16 protein-coding genes are annotated in these 16,745 nt (G+C 66.4%); 9 read left to right on the forward strand and 7 right to left on the reverse strand.

Annotated elements, in window-relative coordinates:
- Positions 1-6: 6 nt before the first annotated feature.
- The 8 genes from IOC61_RS06645 (at position 7) to IOC61_RS06680 (ending at position 7,523) form a co-directional block, all read left to right on the forward strand.
- Positions 7-1,014 (forward strand): D-hexose-6-phosphate mutarotase, encoded by a 1,008-nt coding sequence (locus IOC61_RS06645; protein ID WP_195688080.1) that lies wholly within the window; start codon positions 7-9, stop codon positions 1,012-1,014.
- A 38-nt stretch (positions 1,015-1,052) separates the two neighbouring features.
- Positions 1,053-2,048: a Gfo/Idh/MocA family protein gene (locus IOC61_RS06650; RefSeq protein WP_195688081.1), complete on the forward strand. Its 996-nt coding sequence runs from the start codon at positions 1,053-1,055 to the stop codon at positions 2,046-2,048.
- Between the two features lie 165 nt (positions 2,049-2,213).
- Positions 2,214-3,023 carry a FadR/GntR family transcriptional regulator gene (locus IOC61_RS06655; RefSeq protein WP_195688082.1) on the forward strand — a complete coding sequence of 270 codons (810 nt, stop codon included), beginning with the start codon at positions 2,214-2,216 and terminating at the stop codon, positions 3,021-3,023.
- Positions 3,020-4,168, forward strand: a complete 1,149-nt coding sequence (gene dgoD / locus IOC61_RS06660; protein ID WP_195688083.1) for a galactonate dehydratase — start codon at positions 3,020-3,022, stop codon at positions 4,166-4,168. Before IOC61_RS06655 ends, dgoD begins: the two co-directional genes overlap by 4 nt.
- 21 nt (positions 4,169-4,189) lie before the next feature.
- Positions 4,190-4,960, forward strand: coding sequence for an SDR family NAD(P)-dependent oxidoreductase (locus IOC61_RS06665; RefSeq protein ID WP_195688084.1), 771 nt, complete (start codon positions 4,190-4,192; stop codon positions 4,958-4,960).
- Positions 4,957-6,006 (forward strand): 2-dehydro-3-deoxygalactonokinase, encoded by a 1,050-nt coding sequence (locus IOC61_RS06670; RefSeq protein ID WP_195688085.1) that lies wholly within the window; start codon positions 4,957-4,959, stop codon positions 6,004-6,006. Before IOC61_RS06665 ends, IOC61_RS06670 begins: the two co-directional genes overlap by 4 nt.
- 24 nt (positions 6,007-6,030) lie before the next feature.
- The gene (locus IOC61_RS06675) at positions 6,031-6,642 is read left to right on the forward strand and encodes a 2-dehydro-3-deoxy-6-phosphogalactonate aldolase (RefSeq protein ID WP_195688086.1); all 612 of its coding nucleotides are present in this window, start codon (positions 6,031-6,033) and stop codon (positions 6,640-6,642) included.
- Complete coding sequence (locus IOC61_RS06680) at positions 6,639-7,523, forward strand: SMP-30/gluconolactonase/LRE family protein (RefSeq protein WP_195688087.1); 885 nt, start codon at positions 6,639-6,641, stop codon at positions 7,521-7,523. Before IOC61_RS06675 ends, IOC61_RS06680 begins: the two co-directional genes overlap by 4 nt.
- A gap of 101 nt (positions 7,524-7,624) precedes the next feature.
- On the opposite strand, the gene IOC61_RS06685 is transcribed toward IOC61_RS06680, so the two are convergent.
- The 3 genes from IOC61_RS06685 to zwf form a co-directional block, all read right to left on the reverse strand.
- Positions 7,625-8,287, reverse strand: a complete 663-nt coding sequence (locus IOC61_RS06685; RefSeq protein WP_195688088.1) for a bifunctional 4-hydroxy-2-oxoglutarate aldolase/2-dehydro-3-deoxy-phosphogluconate aldolase — start codon at positions 8,285-8,287, stop codon at positions 7,625-7,627.
- A 17-nt stretch (positions 8,288-8,304) separates the two neighbouring features.
- Positions 8,305-8,976, reverse strand: coding sequence for a 6-phosphogluconolactonase (gene pgl, locus IOC61_RS06690; RefSeq protein WP_195688089.1), 672 nt, complete (start codon positions 8,974-8,976; stop codon positions 8,305-8,307).
- A gap of 97 nt (positions 8,977-9,073) precedes the next feature.
- Positions 9,074-10,567 (reverse strand): glucose-6-phosphate dehydrogenase, encoded by a 1,494-nt coding sequence (gene zwf, locus IOC61_RS06695; RefSeq protein WP_195688090.1) that lies wholly within the window; start codon positions 10,565-10,567, stop codon positions 9,074-9,076.
- Between the two features lie 227 nt (positions 10,568-10,794).
- Here zwf and IOC61_RS06700 point away from each other — a divergent pair, with 227 nt between their 5' ends.
- Positions 10,795-11,655, forward strand: coding sequence for a MurR/RpiR family transcriptional regulator (locus IOC61_RS06700; protein WP_195688091.1), 861 nt, complete (start codon positions 10,795-10,797; stop codon positions 11,653-11,655).
- Positions 11,656-11,751: 96 nt separating this feature from the next.
- On the opposite strand, the gene IOC61_RS06705 is transcribed toward IOC61_RS06700, so the two are convergent.
- The 4 genes from IOC61_RS06705 to IOC61_RS06720 form a co-directional block, all read right to left on the reverse strand.
- Positions 11,752-13,350, reverse strand: coding sequence for a solute:sodium symporter family transporter (locus tag IOC61_RS06705; protein WP_195688092.1), 1,599 nt, complete (start codon positions 13,348-13,350; stop codon positions 11,752-11,754).
- Between the two features lie 220 nt (positions 13,351-13,570).
- Entirely contained in the window at positions 13,571-13,945 is a 375-nt protein-coding gene (locus IOC61_RS06710; RefSeq protein ID WP_195688093.1) for a RidA family protein, read from the reverse strand.
- Positions 13,946-14,142: 197 nt separating this feature from the next.
- The gene (locus IOC61_RS06715) at positions 14,143-14,997 is read right to left on the reverse strand and encodes a universal stress protein (protein WP_195688094.1); all 855 of its coding nucleotides are present in this window, start codon (positions 14,995-14,997) and stop codon (positions 14,143-14,145) included.
- Positions 14,998-15,070: 73 nt separating this feature from the next.
- Positions 15,071-16,558 (reverse strand): SulP family inorganic anion transporter, encoded by a 1,488-nt coding sequence (locus tag IOC61_RS06720; RefSeq protein ID WP_195688095.1) that lies wholly within the window; start codon positions 16,556-16,558, stop codon positions 15,071-15,073.
- Positions 16,559-16,745: the final 187 nt, after the last annotated feature.

The raw sequence follows: 16,745 nt of genomic DNA on the forward strand, positions 1-16,745 counted from the left end.
CAAACGATGATTCCCGCAACTCTGCGAACCCTGCTCGATGATACCGCCGGTCAGCGTCGTGCCGAATGGCATGGCCGCGATATATGGCTGGCCAACGAAACCTGGGGCGAGCTCGTCGTCTCGCTGCAGGGGGCTCAAGTGCTTCACTATTGCCCGTCGCCGCTCTCTAGCGCGCCCGAAGCCGCGCGAGCCGCTGGCGCTCTTCCTAACGCGCCCGAAACCGCGCGAGCCGCGGGCGCTCGTCCAACCGACGCGGCGGAGGCACCCGAGGGCATGGCGGCCGGCGGCTGGCTATGGGTGACACCCACACCCCAGGACCCGCCCGGGGCCATCCGCGGTGGCATCCCGCTCTGCTGGCCCTGGTTTGCCGACGAGCACACGGCCGATGAGAGTGCGGACCGCTCCGGCCCGCTGCATGGGCCGGCGCGCAAGGCGGCGTGGCGCCTCGAGGCGGTGGACGAGCATGAAGAGGGCGTGGAGCTTCATCTCTCCCCCGAGTCACGCCTGCATAGTCAGCTCACTCCGCGAGCGGTGATCCAGGCCAACGCCAACCGTCTTCATGTGGAGCTCATCACCGAACACACCGGCGAGACGCCGGTGAAGATGAGCGGTGCGCTGCACACCTATCTGGCGGTAACCGACGCCTTTGGGTGCCGCCTGGAAGGCCTCCCCGGCGCCCGCTATCTCGACAAGCTGGCCGGCTTCGCCGAGCGGGAGCAGCAGGGCGAACTCGGCGTGCGTGGCGCGCTGGACCGCATCTACCACAGCAATGCCGAGCTCACCCTCGACGATGGCAACCGCCGCCTGCGCATCGCTCGCCAGGGCAGCGACTCGGCGGTGGTCTGGCACCCCGGCGATGACGCTCTGCCCGCCGATACACCGGCCGAGGTGAGTCGCCACTTCCTCTGCGTGGAGGCCGCCAACACCCGTCTCGACCCGGTGTGGCTGGTGCCCGGCGCCCAGCATCTGCTGGGTACCACCATCAGCCTGGATGCCGAGAGCCCGCAGCACTGACTTGCCACGCACCCCGAATCACGCAAGGAGACGCCGACATGCGCCAGCTACAGTGGGGCATACTGAGCACCGCCGGCATCGCCCGCAAGGCGATGATCCCGGCCATCCAGGCCGCGTCCAACGCGCGCCTCACCGCCATCGCCAGCGAAAGCGGCAAGGCCGGTGATGTGGCCGCGGAATACGACATCCCCCGGGCCCACGAGGGGTTCCGCCAGCTGCTGGAAGACCCGGATGTGGAAGCGGTCTATGTGCCACTGCCCAATCACCTCCACGCTCGCTGGGTGTGCGAGGCGGCACGTCACGGCAAGCATGTGCTGTGCGAGAAGCCCGCCGCCCTCGACGCCGCAGAGGCCCGCACCATGCAGGAGGCCTGCGACAGGGCCGGGGTGGCGCTGATGGAGGGCTACATGTATCGCCATCACCCTCAGCATCTCAGAGTCCGGGAGCTTATCGAGCGCGGCGAGATCGGCGACGTCCGCCAGGTGCGCGGACTCTTCTCCTTTCCCCTGGCCCTGGATAGCGACAATATCCGCCTCTCCGCCGATGCCGCCGGCGGCAGCCTCCACGACGTCGGCTGCTATCCACTGGATGTGATTCGCCGCCTGCTCGGCATGCCCGAGTCGGTCACGGTGGTGGGCCGGGTACCCGAGGCGCTCGGCGTGGACACCAGCGTCAACGGCGTGCTGCGCTATGCCGACGGCCGGCTGGCGGAGTTCGGCGCCAGCTTCGAACAGACCATGCTCAACCGCTACGAGGTGATCGGCAGCCACGGCAGCCTGCTGCTTCCCACTGCCTTCCGCCCCGACAAGCAGGGCGGCGTTGGCGAGATCGTCATCACCGACGAACGGGGCCGCACCCGCCGCGAGCCGGTCTACGGCGATCAGTATCCGGCTCAGGTCGAGGCCTTCTCCGCCTGGGCCCTGGGCGAACGCCCTGCTCCGGATGCCCCCGCCGAACTCGCCGATCAGGCGCGGCTACTGGCGGCCTGCCGGGAATCGCTGCATCAGGAGTGCACGATTCGCCTACGCGCATAGGCCGACACCTCCCCTAGCCCCCCCGACCAACCACCGGCACCGAACCAGGCTGCCACGGCCTCTACCACGCTGTGACATGCCTGGTGCCGGCCGACTGCCCTGTCGGCTTGTCAAAATGTCAGACATTTATTAATCTAAACGCATTGCCCATGCTGGAGCGATGCCATGTCCGACAAGGCAGCCCCCTCGACCGAGACCCGCACGACCTCCCTGAACAACCTCCCCCCCCACCAGGGAGGCGCCGAAGCCTTGGCTCGCCTGCTGGCCCGGGCGCTGTTCGCCGGCCGCTGGCGACCCGGCGATGACTTCCCCAAGGAGATGGACCTTTGCCATCACTTCGCGGTGAGTCGCAATCAGGTTCGCAACGCCCTGGCCAGTCTCACCGCCACCGGGCTGATCGAGCGCACCGCCGGCCGCGGCAGTGTGGTGCGCATGGTCGATGACTGGCACCTGCTCGACCCGCTCGTCAGCGACTGGATGACCGGCATCGAGAGTCTCGACGCCTCCCTGATTCGCGAGATCTTCGCCTTCCGTTACTCGGCGGAACCGGTCGTCGCCCGGCTCGCCGCCGATGCCGCCGAGCCGGCGGATCTCGATCGCCTGGAGGCCGCCTACCAGGGGATGTGTGCCACCGCCGACAAGCCCGGCGCCCGCGACCTTCATGCCGAACACGACGTGGCCTTCCACGACGCCATCTATCGCGCCAGCCACAACCTGGTCTGGCGCCAGATGGGCCACCTGCTGCGCCCCTCGATCATTGCCCTGATCCAGAGCTCCCAGGCCCGGGTCTCCGGTGAGCACGAGGGTCTCGACGATAGCCTGGCCCGCCACGGCCGCGTACTGGAGGCCATCACTCGTCGTGATGGCGCCGCCGCCGAGAGTGCCGCCCGTGAGGTGCTCCGGCGTACCGCCATCGACCTGGCCATCGTGCCCACCCCCTCTCACTCCCATCCCACTCCCGAGGATTCCCCATGAAGATCACCCGACTCAAGACCTGGCAGGTTCCCCCGCGCTGGCTGTTCCTCAAGATCGAGACCGATGAAGGGTGCTACGGCTGGGGCGAGCCGGTCATCGAAGGCCGCGCCGCCACCGTGGAGGCCGCCGTCCACGAGCTCGCCGACTATCTGATCGGCCAGGACCCGCACCGCATCGAACACCTGTGGAACACGCTCTATCGCGCCGGCTTCTACCGTGGCGGGCCGATCCTAATGAGTGCCATCGCCGGCATCGACCAGGCGCTCTGGGACCTCAAGGGCCGCGACCTGGGGGTGCCGGTGCACCAGCTGCTGGGCGGCGCGGTGCGCGATCGCATGCGCATGTACGCCTGGACGGGCGGCGACCGTCCGAGTGACGTGGGCGCCGGGGCCCGTGCCCTGGTCGCACAGGGCTTTACCGCCTTCAAGATGAACGGTACCGCGGAGCTCGCCATCGTCGACTCCCACCGCAAGGTCGACGAGGCGGTGGCACGCGTGGCAGAGGCACGCGACGCCGTGGGCCCCGACGTGGGCATCGGCATCGACTTCCATGGCCGGGTCCATCGGCCCATGGCCAAGGCGCTGCTGCGTGAGCTGGAGCCCTTCCACCCGATGTTCGTCGAGGAACCGGTGGCCCCCGAGCACCTGCCCTGCCTCAAGCAGATCGCCGGTGGCCTGGGGTATCCCCTGGCGACCGGCGAGCGGCTGCACACCCGCTTCGAATTCCGCGACCTGCTCGCCGATGGCATGATCGATATCATCCAGCCCGACCTCTCCCACTGCGGCGGCATCAGCGAGGGGCTCAAGATTGCCTCCATGGCCTCCGCCCATGATGTCGCGCTGGCCCCGCACTGCCCGCTCGGCCCGCTGACCCTGGCCGCCTCCCTGCAGCTCGATGCGGTGTGTCACAACGCCTTCATCCAGGAGCAGAGCATGGGCATCCATTACAACCGCGACAACGATGTACTCGACTACCTGGTCGACAAGTCGGCGCTGTCCATCGAGGAGGGCTTCTGTGCCATTCCTCAGGGACCGGGACTCGGCGTGGAGATCGACGAGGCCTTCGTCGAGGAGCGCGCGAAGGTCGGCCATCGCTGGCGTAACCCGGTGTGGACGCATGAGGACGGCTCCATCGCCGAATGGTAGGGAACAGGAGAGAGAAGAGTTATGAGTTTCAGCTTCAACGACCTGACCTTCGGCGACCTGAAGGACCAGAGCGTCTTCATCACCGGCGGTGGCTCGGGCATCGGCGCGGCCCTGACCGAGGGCTTCCTGGCCCAGGGCGCCAGGGTGGCCTTCGTCGACCTGGACGATGCCGAAGCGTTCTGCGATGCCATGGAGGCGAAGTACGCCAGCCGGCCGCTCGCCATCGCCTGTGATATCCGTGACGTGACGGCGCTCCAGGCGGCCATCGCCCAGGCGCGTCATGCCCACGGCCCGATCGGCGTGCTGGTCAACAATGCCGCCAGGGACACCCGTCATCGCCTCGATGAGTGGAGTGCCGAGGAGTGGGATGACTCCCTCGCCACCAACCTGCGGCCGCAGTTCTTCACTGCCCAGGCCGTCGCCGCCGACATGCGCGAGCTAGGCGGCGGCGCGATCATCAACCTCTCCTCCAACAGCGTGCACCTGGGCCTTGCCGGCTATCCGGCCTATGTCACCGCCAAGGCCGGCATTCTGGGCCTGACCCGAGCACTGGCCCGCGAGCTGGGTCCCGATGCCATCCGCGTCAACTGCCTGATCCCCGGCTGGGTGATGACCAGGCGTCAGAAGGAGCTCTGGGTCAACGAGGCCGACCTCCGGGAGTGTCTGGCTCAGCAGTGCCTCAAGGAGCCGATTCCGGTGGAAGACATGATCGGTCCCTGCCTGTTCCTGGCCTCCCGGGCATCGCGGATGATGACCGGCCAGGAGCTGATCATCGATGGGGGTCGAGCATGAGCCATTCGGTGGCCGAGTCGCTGGCCTGGGTCGCTGTCGACTGGGGCTCGAGCAATCTGCGCGCCTGGGCCCTGGACGCCCGGAACAGGGTGCTGGCTCGCACCGGCTCCCGGCGCGGCATGCTCTCGCTGACACCCCATGACTATGAGCCCGAACTCAAGCGGGTGATCGGCGACTGGCTGCCCCCCACTGGCCGCGTACCGGTGCGGATATGCGGCATGGCCGGGGCCCGCCAGGGTTGGCTCGAGGCCGCCTACCTGCCGGTGCCGACCCGGCTGGACAATCTGTCTCGGGGCGCGGTGAGGCCCTCGCTCGAGGACCCACGCCTGGAGGTCACCCTGCTGCCGGGGCTCTGCCAGGCAGCCGATGACCAGCAGCACGGCTTCGATGTGATGCGCGGCGAGGAGACTCAGCTGGCCGGCCTCTGTCGTGCCGGTGCCGGTCGGGATGGGCGAGAGGAGGCCTTCTCTCCTGTCACGGGGCTCGCCTGCCTGCCCGGCACCCACGCCAAGTGGGCACGGCTCGAAGAGGGAACGGTCACCCGCTTCACCACCTGCATGACCGGCGAACTATACGACCTGCTGGCCCGCCAGTCGGTGCTGCACCACTCTCTCGACCATCCGGCCGGTATCGACGACCCGAGCGACCCGGGCAATCGCGAGTGGTTCATTGCGGCCGTACGCGAGATCAACGACGCCCCCGCCGCCTTTACCGCCAGGCTCTTCGGCCTGCGTGCCCGCGACCTGCTGGACGACGGCCTGCCGGTCGGCGAGGCCCGTGGGGCGCGTCTTGCCGCGCGTCTGTCGGGTCTCGTCATCGGCCTGGAGCTCGCGGGACTGCGGGACGAGCTGAGGCTCGAGTCGGCCGCGGCCCGGGACATCACCCTGATCGGCAACGCCTCGCTCTGCGCGCGCTACGCCCTGGCGCTTTCGACCCTGGGCCACACCAGCCACACGCTGGACGGCGAGAGCGCGGTGCTCGCCGGCCTGAGCCTGGCCAATCGCACCCTGAGCCAGGCCGCCATGAACCGCGCCTCAGGCGCCTGAATCCCCGTTGATGGAGATCGACCCATGACCCTGCCCCTGATCGGCATCCTGCGCGGCGTCACCCCCGACGAGGCGGTGGCGGTGGGTGAGGCGGTGCTCGCCGCCGGCATCACCACCCTCGAGGTGCCTCTCAACTCCCCCGACCCGCTGGAGAGCATCCGCCGCCTGGCCGACGCCCTGGGCGACCGGGCCCTGGTGGGCGCCGGCACCGTGCTGACGCCTTCCCAGGTACGCGACGTCTTCGCCGCGGGCGGTCGACTCGTGGTCTCGCCCAACTGCCGGCCGGCGGTCATCGAGGAGAGCCGTCGTCTCGACATGCAGAGCTGGCCGGGTATCGTCACCCCTTCCGAGGCCTTCAACGCCCTGGAAGCAGGCGCCAGCGGCCTCAAGCTGTTCCCGGCGACCCAGGTGGGTCTCGAGGGCATGCAGGCCATGCGTGCCGTGCTCCCCACCGGCACCCGGCTCTATGCGGTGGGTGGCATCGGCGTGGACAACTTTGCCGCCTGGCGGTCCGCCAGCATCGATGGCGCCGGCCTGGGCAGCGCCCTCTACCGGCCCGGTCAGAGTCCGGCAGTGGTGGGCGAGCAGGCCCAGGCGCTGGTGGCGGCCTGGCGTGCCGCGGAAGGTGAGGCATGATGACACCGCGTATCCGTGCCGAACTCGCCGTGGAGCGTCATTGCGAACTGGGCGAAGGCCCCCAGTGGCATGCCGCCACGGGGCGCCTCTACTGGTGCGATATTCTCGCTCGGCGACTGCACTGGCTGGCGCCCTCCACCGGGGCCACCGGCCAGCATGCCCTCGACCATCGGGTCTCACTGGCCGCCCCACTGGCGGGTGGGGAGCTTCTGCTGGTGGGCGAGGACCGCCTCAGCCGTTTTGATCCTCATGATGGAAGGGTCGAGAAACTCCTCGACTTCGAGGCCGACAATCCCGTCACCCGCAGCAACGACGGCCGTGTCGACCGCCACGGCAGCCTGTGGCTCTCCAGCATGGGCAAGGAAGCCGAGCCCGGTGCCGGCAGCCTCTATCGTCTGCATCGGGGTGAGCTGACGCGCCTGCGTACCGGCTTGACCATCCCCAACGCCATCTGCTTCTCGCCCGACGGTGAGTTTGCCTGGTTTACCGACACCGTGACCGGCGTGGTGATGCGCTGGGCCCTGGATCATGAGGGCTGGCCGCTGGGAGAGCCTACCCACTGGGCCGACGTCTCGGGCACTTCGGGCCATCCCGACGGCGCAGTGGTGGACGCCGAGGGCTACCTCTGGCTCGCCCTGTGGGGCGCCGGCCAGGTGGTGAGACTGGACCACGACGGCCATATCGTCGCCGAGATCGAGCTCCCGGTGACCCAGCCCTCCTGCCCCGTCTTCGCCGGAAAGAACCTCGAGCGGCTCTATATCACCACCGCCCGGGAGAGCCTGGACGACGCCGCCCTCGCCGCACAGCCACTGGCGGGCGCCCTGTTCGTGGCCGATGTGGGCGTGACCGGGCTGGCCGAGCCGCTGCTGCGGCTGACATAGGGCCGAACCGACATAGAGCCGAGGTAAAAAACCCGGCCTTGGAAGGCCGGGTGAAAGGCGACAGCGACTGGCTGTCGAGAGAGCACAGGGTCATGAAACCCTCAGTGGTGGTAGCGCTCCGCCACCTCCCGGGCCAGCTGACGGATGCCGTTCCAGTCCTCGGCCTCGACCAGGGATTTCGGCGTCAGCCAGGAGCCCCCCACGCACATCACGTTCACAAGCGCCAGATAGTCTCCGGCGTTGTCCAGATTGATGCCGCCGGTGGGGCAGAATCTCGCCTCGGGCAAGGGGCCCGCGAAGGCCTTGAGCGCCTTGACGCCACCACTGGCTTCGGCGGGGAAGAACTTGAAGCGGCGGTAGCCAAACTGCCAGCCGGTCATCAGCTCGGAGACGCTGGCCACCCCGGGCAGCATGGGTACCGGGCTCTCCACGCCATGGCGATAGAGCGCCTCGGTGGTGCCGGGGGTAACGATGAAGTCGGCCCCCACCTCCTCGGCCTGCCGGTACTGGGCCGGCGTCAACACGGTACCCACGCCGATGCTGGCCTGGGGCAGCGCCTCCTTGATGCGTCGAATCGCCTCCAGGGCACAGTCGGTGCGCAGGGTGACCTCCAGCACGGAGAGGCCACCTTCGAAGAGGGCGCGAGCCAGAGGCACGGCATCCTCGATACGCTCGATGGCCAGCACCGGAATGACCTCTGCCTTGAGGCAGATGCTGTCAAGCTCGGTGGTACGGGTCGAGGGAAGCTGCTTGTCGGGGGTCATGAAGATATCTCCAAAGCTCAGGGGGCCCAGTAGGTCGCCAACGGGCAGGCCAGGAAGGCGCGAATCGGTAGCTCACGGACGTCGTCGCCGGCCAGCGCTCGGGCCAGCACGGCCTGCTTGTCACCACCGGTGATATGCAGAAAATGGCGGCGCGCCTGGTGCAGGCGACCGGCGCTCAGGGTGATACGCGGCTGGGGCTGGCTCGGCGTCCGCACGGCCACCGTGGTGGCATCGGTGCTCCGTGCCAGATCGAGCTCGCGGCTATCGGGAAACAGCGAGGCGGTGTGACCGTCGCCCCCCATGCCGAGAATCACCACGCTGGCCGGCCAGGCCAGGGCCTCGATGCGTTCGGCCACGACCTCGGCCCCCTCTTCGGGGGTGGAGTGGTCACTGGTCAGGGGCGTGAAGGTGGCCGCCGCCGCTGGGCCGCGCAACAGATGCTCTCGCACCAGGCGGGCGTTGCTGTCGTCGGCCCTCTCGGCCACCCAGCGCTCATCGGCCAGGGTGACCTGGACCCGTTCCCAGGGTAGCCGGCAGGCGGCCAGCGCCGTGAAGAACGGTACCGGCGTCGAGCCACCGGAGACCACCAGCAGGGCGTGGTCCTGGTGCTCGAGGTCGGCGCGCAGGGCCTCGGCCACCGCCTCGGCCAGCTGCCGGGCAAGCCGTTCACGGGGAGAAACGTTCGTCATGTTCAATAATCCTCATACCAACAACTGCGGCCATCCTGGGTGATCATGGCGGTCTCGAGAGAGTCGACAGCGGCCATACGGAGCCGGCCGGGATGCCTCAATAGTCTTCATACCAGCTGCGGCCATCCTGGGTGATCATGGCGATGGACGCTACCGGGCCCCAGGAGCCAGCCGGATAGCGGCGAGGCGGCTCGTCCCGGTCCTTCCAGGCGGCGTTCAGGCTGTCACACCACCGCCAGGCGTACTCCACCTCATCGCGACGCACGAAGAGATACTGCTGCCCCTTCATCACCTCCAGCAGCAGACGCTCATAGGCATCGGGGATACGCGTCTTGGGAAAGGCGCTGTTGAAGTCCAGGTGCAGGGGGCCACGCCGCAGGCGCATGCCCTTGTCCAGGCCGCTGTCCTTGGTCAGCACCTCCAGGGCGATGCCCTCCTCGGGCTGCAGGCGGATCACCAGCTTGTTGGCGGCGAGATCGCGCTGATCCGGATCGAAGATATAGTGCGGCTGCTGGCGGAAGTGGATCACGATCTGCGAGAGCTTCTCGGGCATGCGCTTGCCGGTGCGCAGATAGAAGGGCACCCCGGCCCAGCGCCAGTTGGCCACGCCGGTCTTCATGGCCACGAAGGACTCGGTGTGGCTCTCGGTATTGGCGCCCTCCTCCTCGAGGTAGCCGGGCACGCTCTTGCCGTCGATGGTGCCGGCGATGTACTGGCCGCGCACCACGTCACGCCCCAGCATGTCGTCGGTGAAGGGCTTGAGTGCCTTGAGCACCTTGACCTTCTCATCGCGGATGGCGTCGGCATCCAGGTTCGCCGGTGGATCCATGGCGATCAGGCAGACCAGCTGCAGCAGGTGGTTCTGGACCATGTCACGCAGCTGGCCGGCATCATCGAAGTAACCCCAGCGCCCCTCGATACCGACCTGCTCGGCCACGGTGATCTCCACATGGGAGATATGGTTCTGGTTCCACTGGGTGCCGAACAGGGGGTTGGCGAAACGCAGCGCGATCAGGTTCTGCACCGTCTCCTTGCCCAGGTAGTGGTCGATGCGATAGATACGGGACTCGGGGAAGACGGCACCGATGGCGTCGTTGATCTCGGCAGAAGAGGCCAGGTCGTAGCCGATCGGCTTCTCGACCACCACGCGTGACTCGTCATCGAGGCAGCCGGTGGACTCGAGGTGCCGGCAGATATCGCCGTAGATCCTGGCGGCCACCGAGAGATAGACCACCATCGGCCGCTCGGCACCCTGGCGCCATTCATGGATGGCGGCATAACCCTCGGGGCGGGTGAAGTCGAGCTGCAGGAAGTCGATACGCGCCAGAAAACGCTCCAGTGCCTTGCGATCGAGCTCCTCCGGCTTGACGCGGGCCTTCAGCGTCTTCTCGACCACCGCTCTAAAGCTGTCACGGTCATGCTCCTGACGAGCCAGCCCCAGCAGGCGAGTGGCGGGATCCAGCAGCCCTTCACGCTCCAAGTGGAACAGCGACGGAAACAGCTTGCGTTGGGCCAGGTCGCCGAGAGCGCCGAACAGCGCCAGATCGATCTCGGTTCCAGTCGCTTGCCCGGCTCGGTTGTGTTGGCTCATCCCCACCCCCTTTCGTTAACTTACAAAAAAAATACGCACAAGACGCAGGAAAAGCAAGCGCCGATAGTAACCTTACAAATAAAAATGGCTTGCCGGCCACCCCTTGTGGCCTAACCCCGGGAGGGCGAGCTAGGATAGTCACCACCATGTAGTTAAATCACCACATTTTCCACCATCGCGCCAACTCGCGGCCACGCGCCGCCCCAGCACGGAGAGCTTGCCCCCCCATGGCTCGTCACGACCTGATCGATCGCATCCGACAGCGCCTCGAGGAACTCAACCGCTCCGAACGCAAGGTCGCCGACGTGATTCTCGCCGACCCGACGGCCGCTACCGGCATGAGCATCGCCACCCTCGCACAGGCCGCATCCGTCAGCGAACCCACCGTCAATCGCTTCTGCCGCAGCTTCGACGCCAAGGGCTATCCGGACTTCAAGATCAAGCTGGCCCAGAGCCTGGCCAGGGGCACCCCCTACGTAAGCCAGGCGGTGGAGCCCGACGACAGCGCCGCCGACTACACCCAGAAGATCTTCGGGGCCACCATCGCCGCCCTGGACGCGGCTCGTCGCCAGACCGACGTCACCCGCATCGAGCGCGTGGTCGACTTCCTGATCCAGGCCAAACAGGTCCACTTCTTCGGCCTGGGCGCCTCGGGTGCCGTGGCCCAGGATGCCCAGCACAAGTTCTTCCGCTTCAACCTGCCGGTCACTGCCTATATCGACGTGCTGATGCAGCGCATGGTGGCCTCCACCTGCCATACCGGGGATGTGGTGGTGGTCATCTCATGGACCGGCCGCACCCGCGAACTGGTCGACATCGCCAGGCTGGCACGCGAGAACGGTGCCGTGGTGCTGGGCATTACCGCGCCGAGCTCTCCGCTGGCCCGGGAGTGCAGCGAGACCCTGGAGGTCGCGACCCCCGAGGATACCGATTACTACATGCCCATGACCTCGAGGATGATCCAGCTGGCCCTGATCGATGTGCTGGCCACCGGGGTCACCCTGCGTCGCGGCGAGGACTTCCTCGGCCACCTCAAGAAGATCAAGGATAGTCTTCAGGATACCCGCTACCCCGGCAGCGACGACTGAGCCCCCACCGACGCAACGCCGCCCCGCCGAGCTTCGGCGAGGCGGCGTTGTCTCTGGCATCAGAGGATGGTCAGCAGAAGGCTGCTGGCATGCGTCCTACACGCCGGCGAAGGCCGCGTAGATCGCCACCACCAGCACCACCAGCACGATCCCCACGGGCACGGCTCCCTTCCAGGGTGTCAGGTCCACCGCCTGAACATCCTCATGCACCCAGGCGGTGTCACGTGGGCGCAGCTTGCCGATCAGCAGCATCATCGCCACCAGCAGCACAAAGACCAGGGTCACGAAGTGGAACTCGTGCATGATCACGGGCAGCTTGTCGAAGGGCGGCACGAAGTAGCCGGCGGCGATCAGCAGACAGCCCCCGATCAGCGCGATCTTGGCTGCCATGGGCGGGACCCGACGGGTAAGCAGCCCCACCAGCACCACCGCCAGAATGGGGATGAAGTAGATGGCATTCATCTTCTGCAGATAGCCGAACAGGCTCTCCTGTCCGGCCAGCAACGGAGCGATGATCATGGTCACTACGGCCATGACCCAGCCGAACACCTTGCCCGACCTGACCACCTGCTCCTCGCTGGCCTCCTTGTTGAGCACCCCCTTGTAGATCCCCAGGCTGAAGATGGTGGTCGTGCTGTTGAGTGCCGAGTTGAACGACGAGAGGATGGCACCCACCATCACTGCGGCGAAGAAGCCCGTGAGGTACGGCGGCAGCACGTTGAATACCAGCTGGCCATAGGCCTCGTCTGCGCGCACTCCCTGATCGGCGTAGAGGTGATAGGCGATGATCCCCGGCAGCACCAGATAGAGTGGCCCCAGCAGCTTGAAGAACCCGGTCAGCAGCACACCCTTCTGGCCCTCCGCGAGGTTCTTGGCCGCGAAGGTGCGCTGGATGATCTGCTGGTTGGTCGTCCAGTAGAAGACATTGATCAGAAACACCCCGGTAAACAGGGTAAAGAAGGGTACCTGCTGCTCGGCCCCCCCGATGGAGTTGAGCTTCTCCGGATCGCTGGCCTTGAGGGTGTTCCACCCCTCCAGCACGCCGCTGCCGTCACTGACCGCCTGCAGGCCGAAATAGACGATCACGAAGCCACCGATCAGCAGCCCCACCCCGTTGAGGGTGTCGGAGACGGCAACGGTGCGCAGGCCGCCGAACAGCGCATAGACGGCGCCAATGATGCCCACGATCCAGACGGTCAGCCACAGCAGCACGGTGGGCGACTGGATACCGGTGAGCCCCTGCAGATCGAGCATGCCCTGCAGTCCCATGGCCCCCGAGTAGAGGATGATGGGCAGCAGGATCACCGCATAGGCGATCAGGAAGATGATGTTGGTGATCAGCTGGGTGCCACGGTCGAAGCGGATCTCGAGCAGCTGCGGTAGCGTCGCGATACCGCTTCTCAGGAAGCGAGGCAGAAAGAACAGGGCCAGCGCCACCAGTGCGATGACGGCCACCACCTCCCAGGCCATCACGCTGAGGCCGTCGGTAAAGGCGGCGCCGTTGAGCCCCACCATCTGCTCGGTGGAAAGGTTGGTCATCAGCAGCGACCCCGCAATCAGCGGAAAGGTCAGGGTGCGGCCGGCAAGGAAGTAACCCTTGGTGCTTGAGTGATCGTCACGGCGCGTGATGCGCCAGGTGATGAAGGCGACCAGTCCCGTGAAGAACAGGAAGGACGCCAGGGTGAGGGCATGCATGGGGGAGCCTCTCTTCTGTCGGTGTCGGGGCCCGACCACAGCCGGCCGGAATGTCTGACATTAAGAATTGCCACGCCATTCTAGCCGGATATCCCTCCGTCAATATTCGACTTTGGTCAAAAAGAGCACGATAGCTTTGTTAATCTTACCGAGCAGGGAGGTGCTATCACTCCGCGCCGGAGCGCGCCCCGCCAGGGGCGACACCCGGGCGCCAGGACCGTCAGTAGCTGTAGTCGATCGAGGCCACGGCGGCGGTAACGGTGATCTCCACCTTGAGCTCATCGGCCGGCATCGGCGCACAGACGCAGGTACGTGCCGGGGCATGGCCGTCGGGAACCCAGGCGTCCCACACCGCGTTCATGGCAGCGAAGTCATGGCCATCCTTGAGATAGATGGTGGCCGTCAGCAGGCTCTCGCGATCGCTGCCCACCTCCTTGAGCAGTGCATCCACACGGGCCAGCATGCTCTCGGTCTGTGCGGTGATGTCGCCATGGCGTGCCTCGGGGCCGGCTACCTGGCCGCACAGATAGGCGATGCCGTTGTGGATGACGGCACGACTCATGCGTGCCTTGGTGTCGTAGCGATTGATCGTCATCGTGTTTCTCCTCGCCGTTGCATGAAAGGTGGAGACCAATTATCACCGCTGCGCCCGACAGCGTCGATGCCGGACACGCCGAAATCCCTCATCATGGTAGTAGGCTTCAGGGCCTCAAGAGCCAGCAGCCGGAAACGACGACGCCCCGAGCCGAACCGGCCCCGGGGCGTCATGGTGACAGGACGATTGCGAAAGGATCAGCGCAGCAGCAGCACCGGCCCTCGGGCATTACGCAGCATGGCGGTGGTGGTGCTGCCCACCAGCAGGTGACGGATACGCGAGTGACCATAGGCCCCCATCACCAGCAGGTCGATCTCCTGCTCCTCCTGATAGGCGCGCAGGGTCGCCTCCACCTCGCCGGCGCGGATGGCGCCCTCGGCCTCGTGCCCGGCATCGCCCAGGGTCTTCAGGGCCCACTCGAGCTGTGAGCGGTTATCACCGGTCTCGGCGCCGACGATCATCACATGGACCGGCACGCCGTCGAACAGCGGGCTCCGGGCCAACATCTCGACACCCTTGCGGGTGGTCTTGCTGCCATCGAAGGCGAGCAGCACCTTCTCGGGGCGACGGAAGGTATCCGGCACCATCAGAATGGGCCGGTGCAGGCTGCGCACCACCCGCTCCAGATTGGAGCCCAGGTGCCCGCTGTCCTGGTGGGCGGTCTCGCCGCGCTTGCCCACCACCAGCAGACGAATCTCCTCCTGCAGCTCCTCCAGGGTCTCCACCAGGGTACCGTTGCGCTGGCGAATGCCGGGATCGCTCACGCCACCCTCGACGGCACGCTCCCTGGCGGCCTTGAGCATCAGCCGCCCCTGCTCCTGAGCCACCTTGGCGCGCTTCTCCTCCAGCTGGGCCAGCTCCTCGAGCAGATGCTCCCGGGCCCCCAGACCGAGGTTGCCGGACAGGTCCGTCTCGGCGGTCTGGGGGTGGTTGTCGTTCACATGCAGGAAGGTCAGCGGGGCATTCAGCGCCTGGCTCGCCCAGGCGCCGTAGTCACACACTCCTTCGGAGAACTTCGAGCCGTCGATGGCGGCCATCACCTGTTCTGTCATCGTCTTGTCCTGAAGCTGGCGTGGGTATCCATTACGTTAGTACACCATCGTTCTACATCATCCGGCCGACGGGTCAATGACCGCCCATCAGCTTCTCGACGGCCTCGGGGTCATCATGCACCGCATAACGGTCGACGATGGTGGCACTCGCCTCGTTGAGGCCGACCAGCTCCACCTCGGTGCCTTCGCGCCGGAACTTGATCACGATGCGGTCCAGCGCCTGAACGGCGGTAATGTCCCAGAAGTGGGCGCGTGACAGATCGATGGTGACCTTCTCCACGGTCTCCTTGAAGTCGAAGGCGTTGCCGAAGCGCTCGGAGGAGGCGAAGAACACCTGACCCACCACCTTGTAGACCCGGTGCCCCTCTTCCGGCGTCTCGGCGCCAACGTAGAGGATATTGCCCACCTTGTTGGCGAAGTTCATGGCGGCGAGCAGCACGCCGACGAAGACACCGATCGCCAGGTTGTGGGTCCCCACGGTCACGGCCACCGTGGCCAGCATGACCACGTTGGTGCTCATGGGGTGCTTCCTGAGATCCCGGATGGAGCTCCAGCTGAAGGTACCGATGGAGACCATGATCATCACCGCGACCAGGGCGGCCATGGGAATCTGCGACACCCAGTCGGCGAGGAATACCACCATCAGCAGCAGCACGACGCCGGCGATCAGGGCGGAGAGACGCGTCCGCCCTCCCGACTTGATGTTGATCACCGACTGGCCAATCATCGCGCAGCCCGCCATGCCCCCGATGAGACCGGTGCCGATATTGGCCAGGCCCTGCCCCTTGCACTCACGGTTCTTGTCGCTGGGCGTATCGGTCAGGTCGTCGACGATGGTGGCGGTCATCATCGACTCCAGCAGTCCCACCACGGTGAGCATGATCGAGTACGGCAGGATGATCATCAGCGTCTCGAGATTCAGCGGCACCTCGGGCCACAGGAAGACCGGCAGGGTATCGGGCAGCTCGCCCATGTCGCCGACGGTGCGAATCTCCATGCCGGTGAGCAGATAGACCGCGGTGAGAACCAGGATGCACACCAGCGGCGAGGGCAGCAGCTTGCCCACCCTTGGCAGGTAGGGGAAGCCGTAGATGATCGCCAGCCCCGCCGCCGTCATGGCATAAACGTGCCAGGTCACATCGGTGAGCTCCGGCAGCTGGGCCATGAAGATCAGGATCGCCAGGGCATTGACGAAGCCGGTCACCACCGAGCGCGACACGAAACGCATCAGATCGGCCAGGCGCAGGTAGCCGGCAATGATCTGGAAGACCCCGGTGAGCAGGGTGGCGGCCAACAGGTACTGCAGGCCATGCTCCTTGACCAGGGTGACCATCAGCAGCGCCATGGCGCCGGTGGCCGCCGAGATCATGCCCGGCCGGCCGCCGGCGAAGGCGATGATCACCGCCATGGAGAAGGAGGCGTAGAGGCCCACCTTGGGATCGACGCCTGCGATGATGGAGAAGGCGATCGCCTCGGGGATCAGCGCCAGAGCCACGACGATTCCCGCCAGGGTGTCGCCCTTGAGGTTGGAGAACCAGCTCCGTTTCATCTTTTCGTACATGCTGCGGTCCAGTCAGGAGTGATTGGAAGGCCATGAGGCATCGGGGGACGTGCCGGATTGACGCCGGGGCGCCCATGTATCACGCAGGGAGAAGGGAGTGTGGCAGGACGACGCGACCAGCCCTGCCAGACGCATCGAGTCGCTCAGGAGCATCATCGGACGAAGGTCCAATGCTTGCGTAAGGTCC

The organism is Halomonas sp. KAO (assembly GCF_015595025.1).
Lineage (GTDB): Bacteria > Pseudomonadota > Gammaproteobacteria > Pseudomonadales > Halomonadaceae > Halomonas.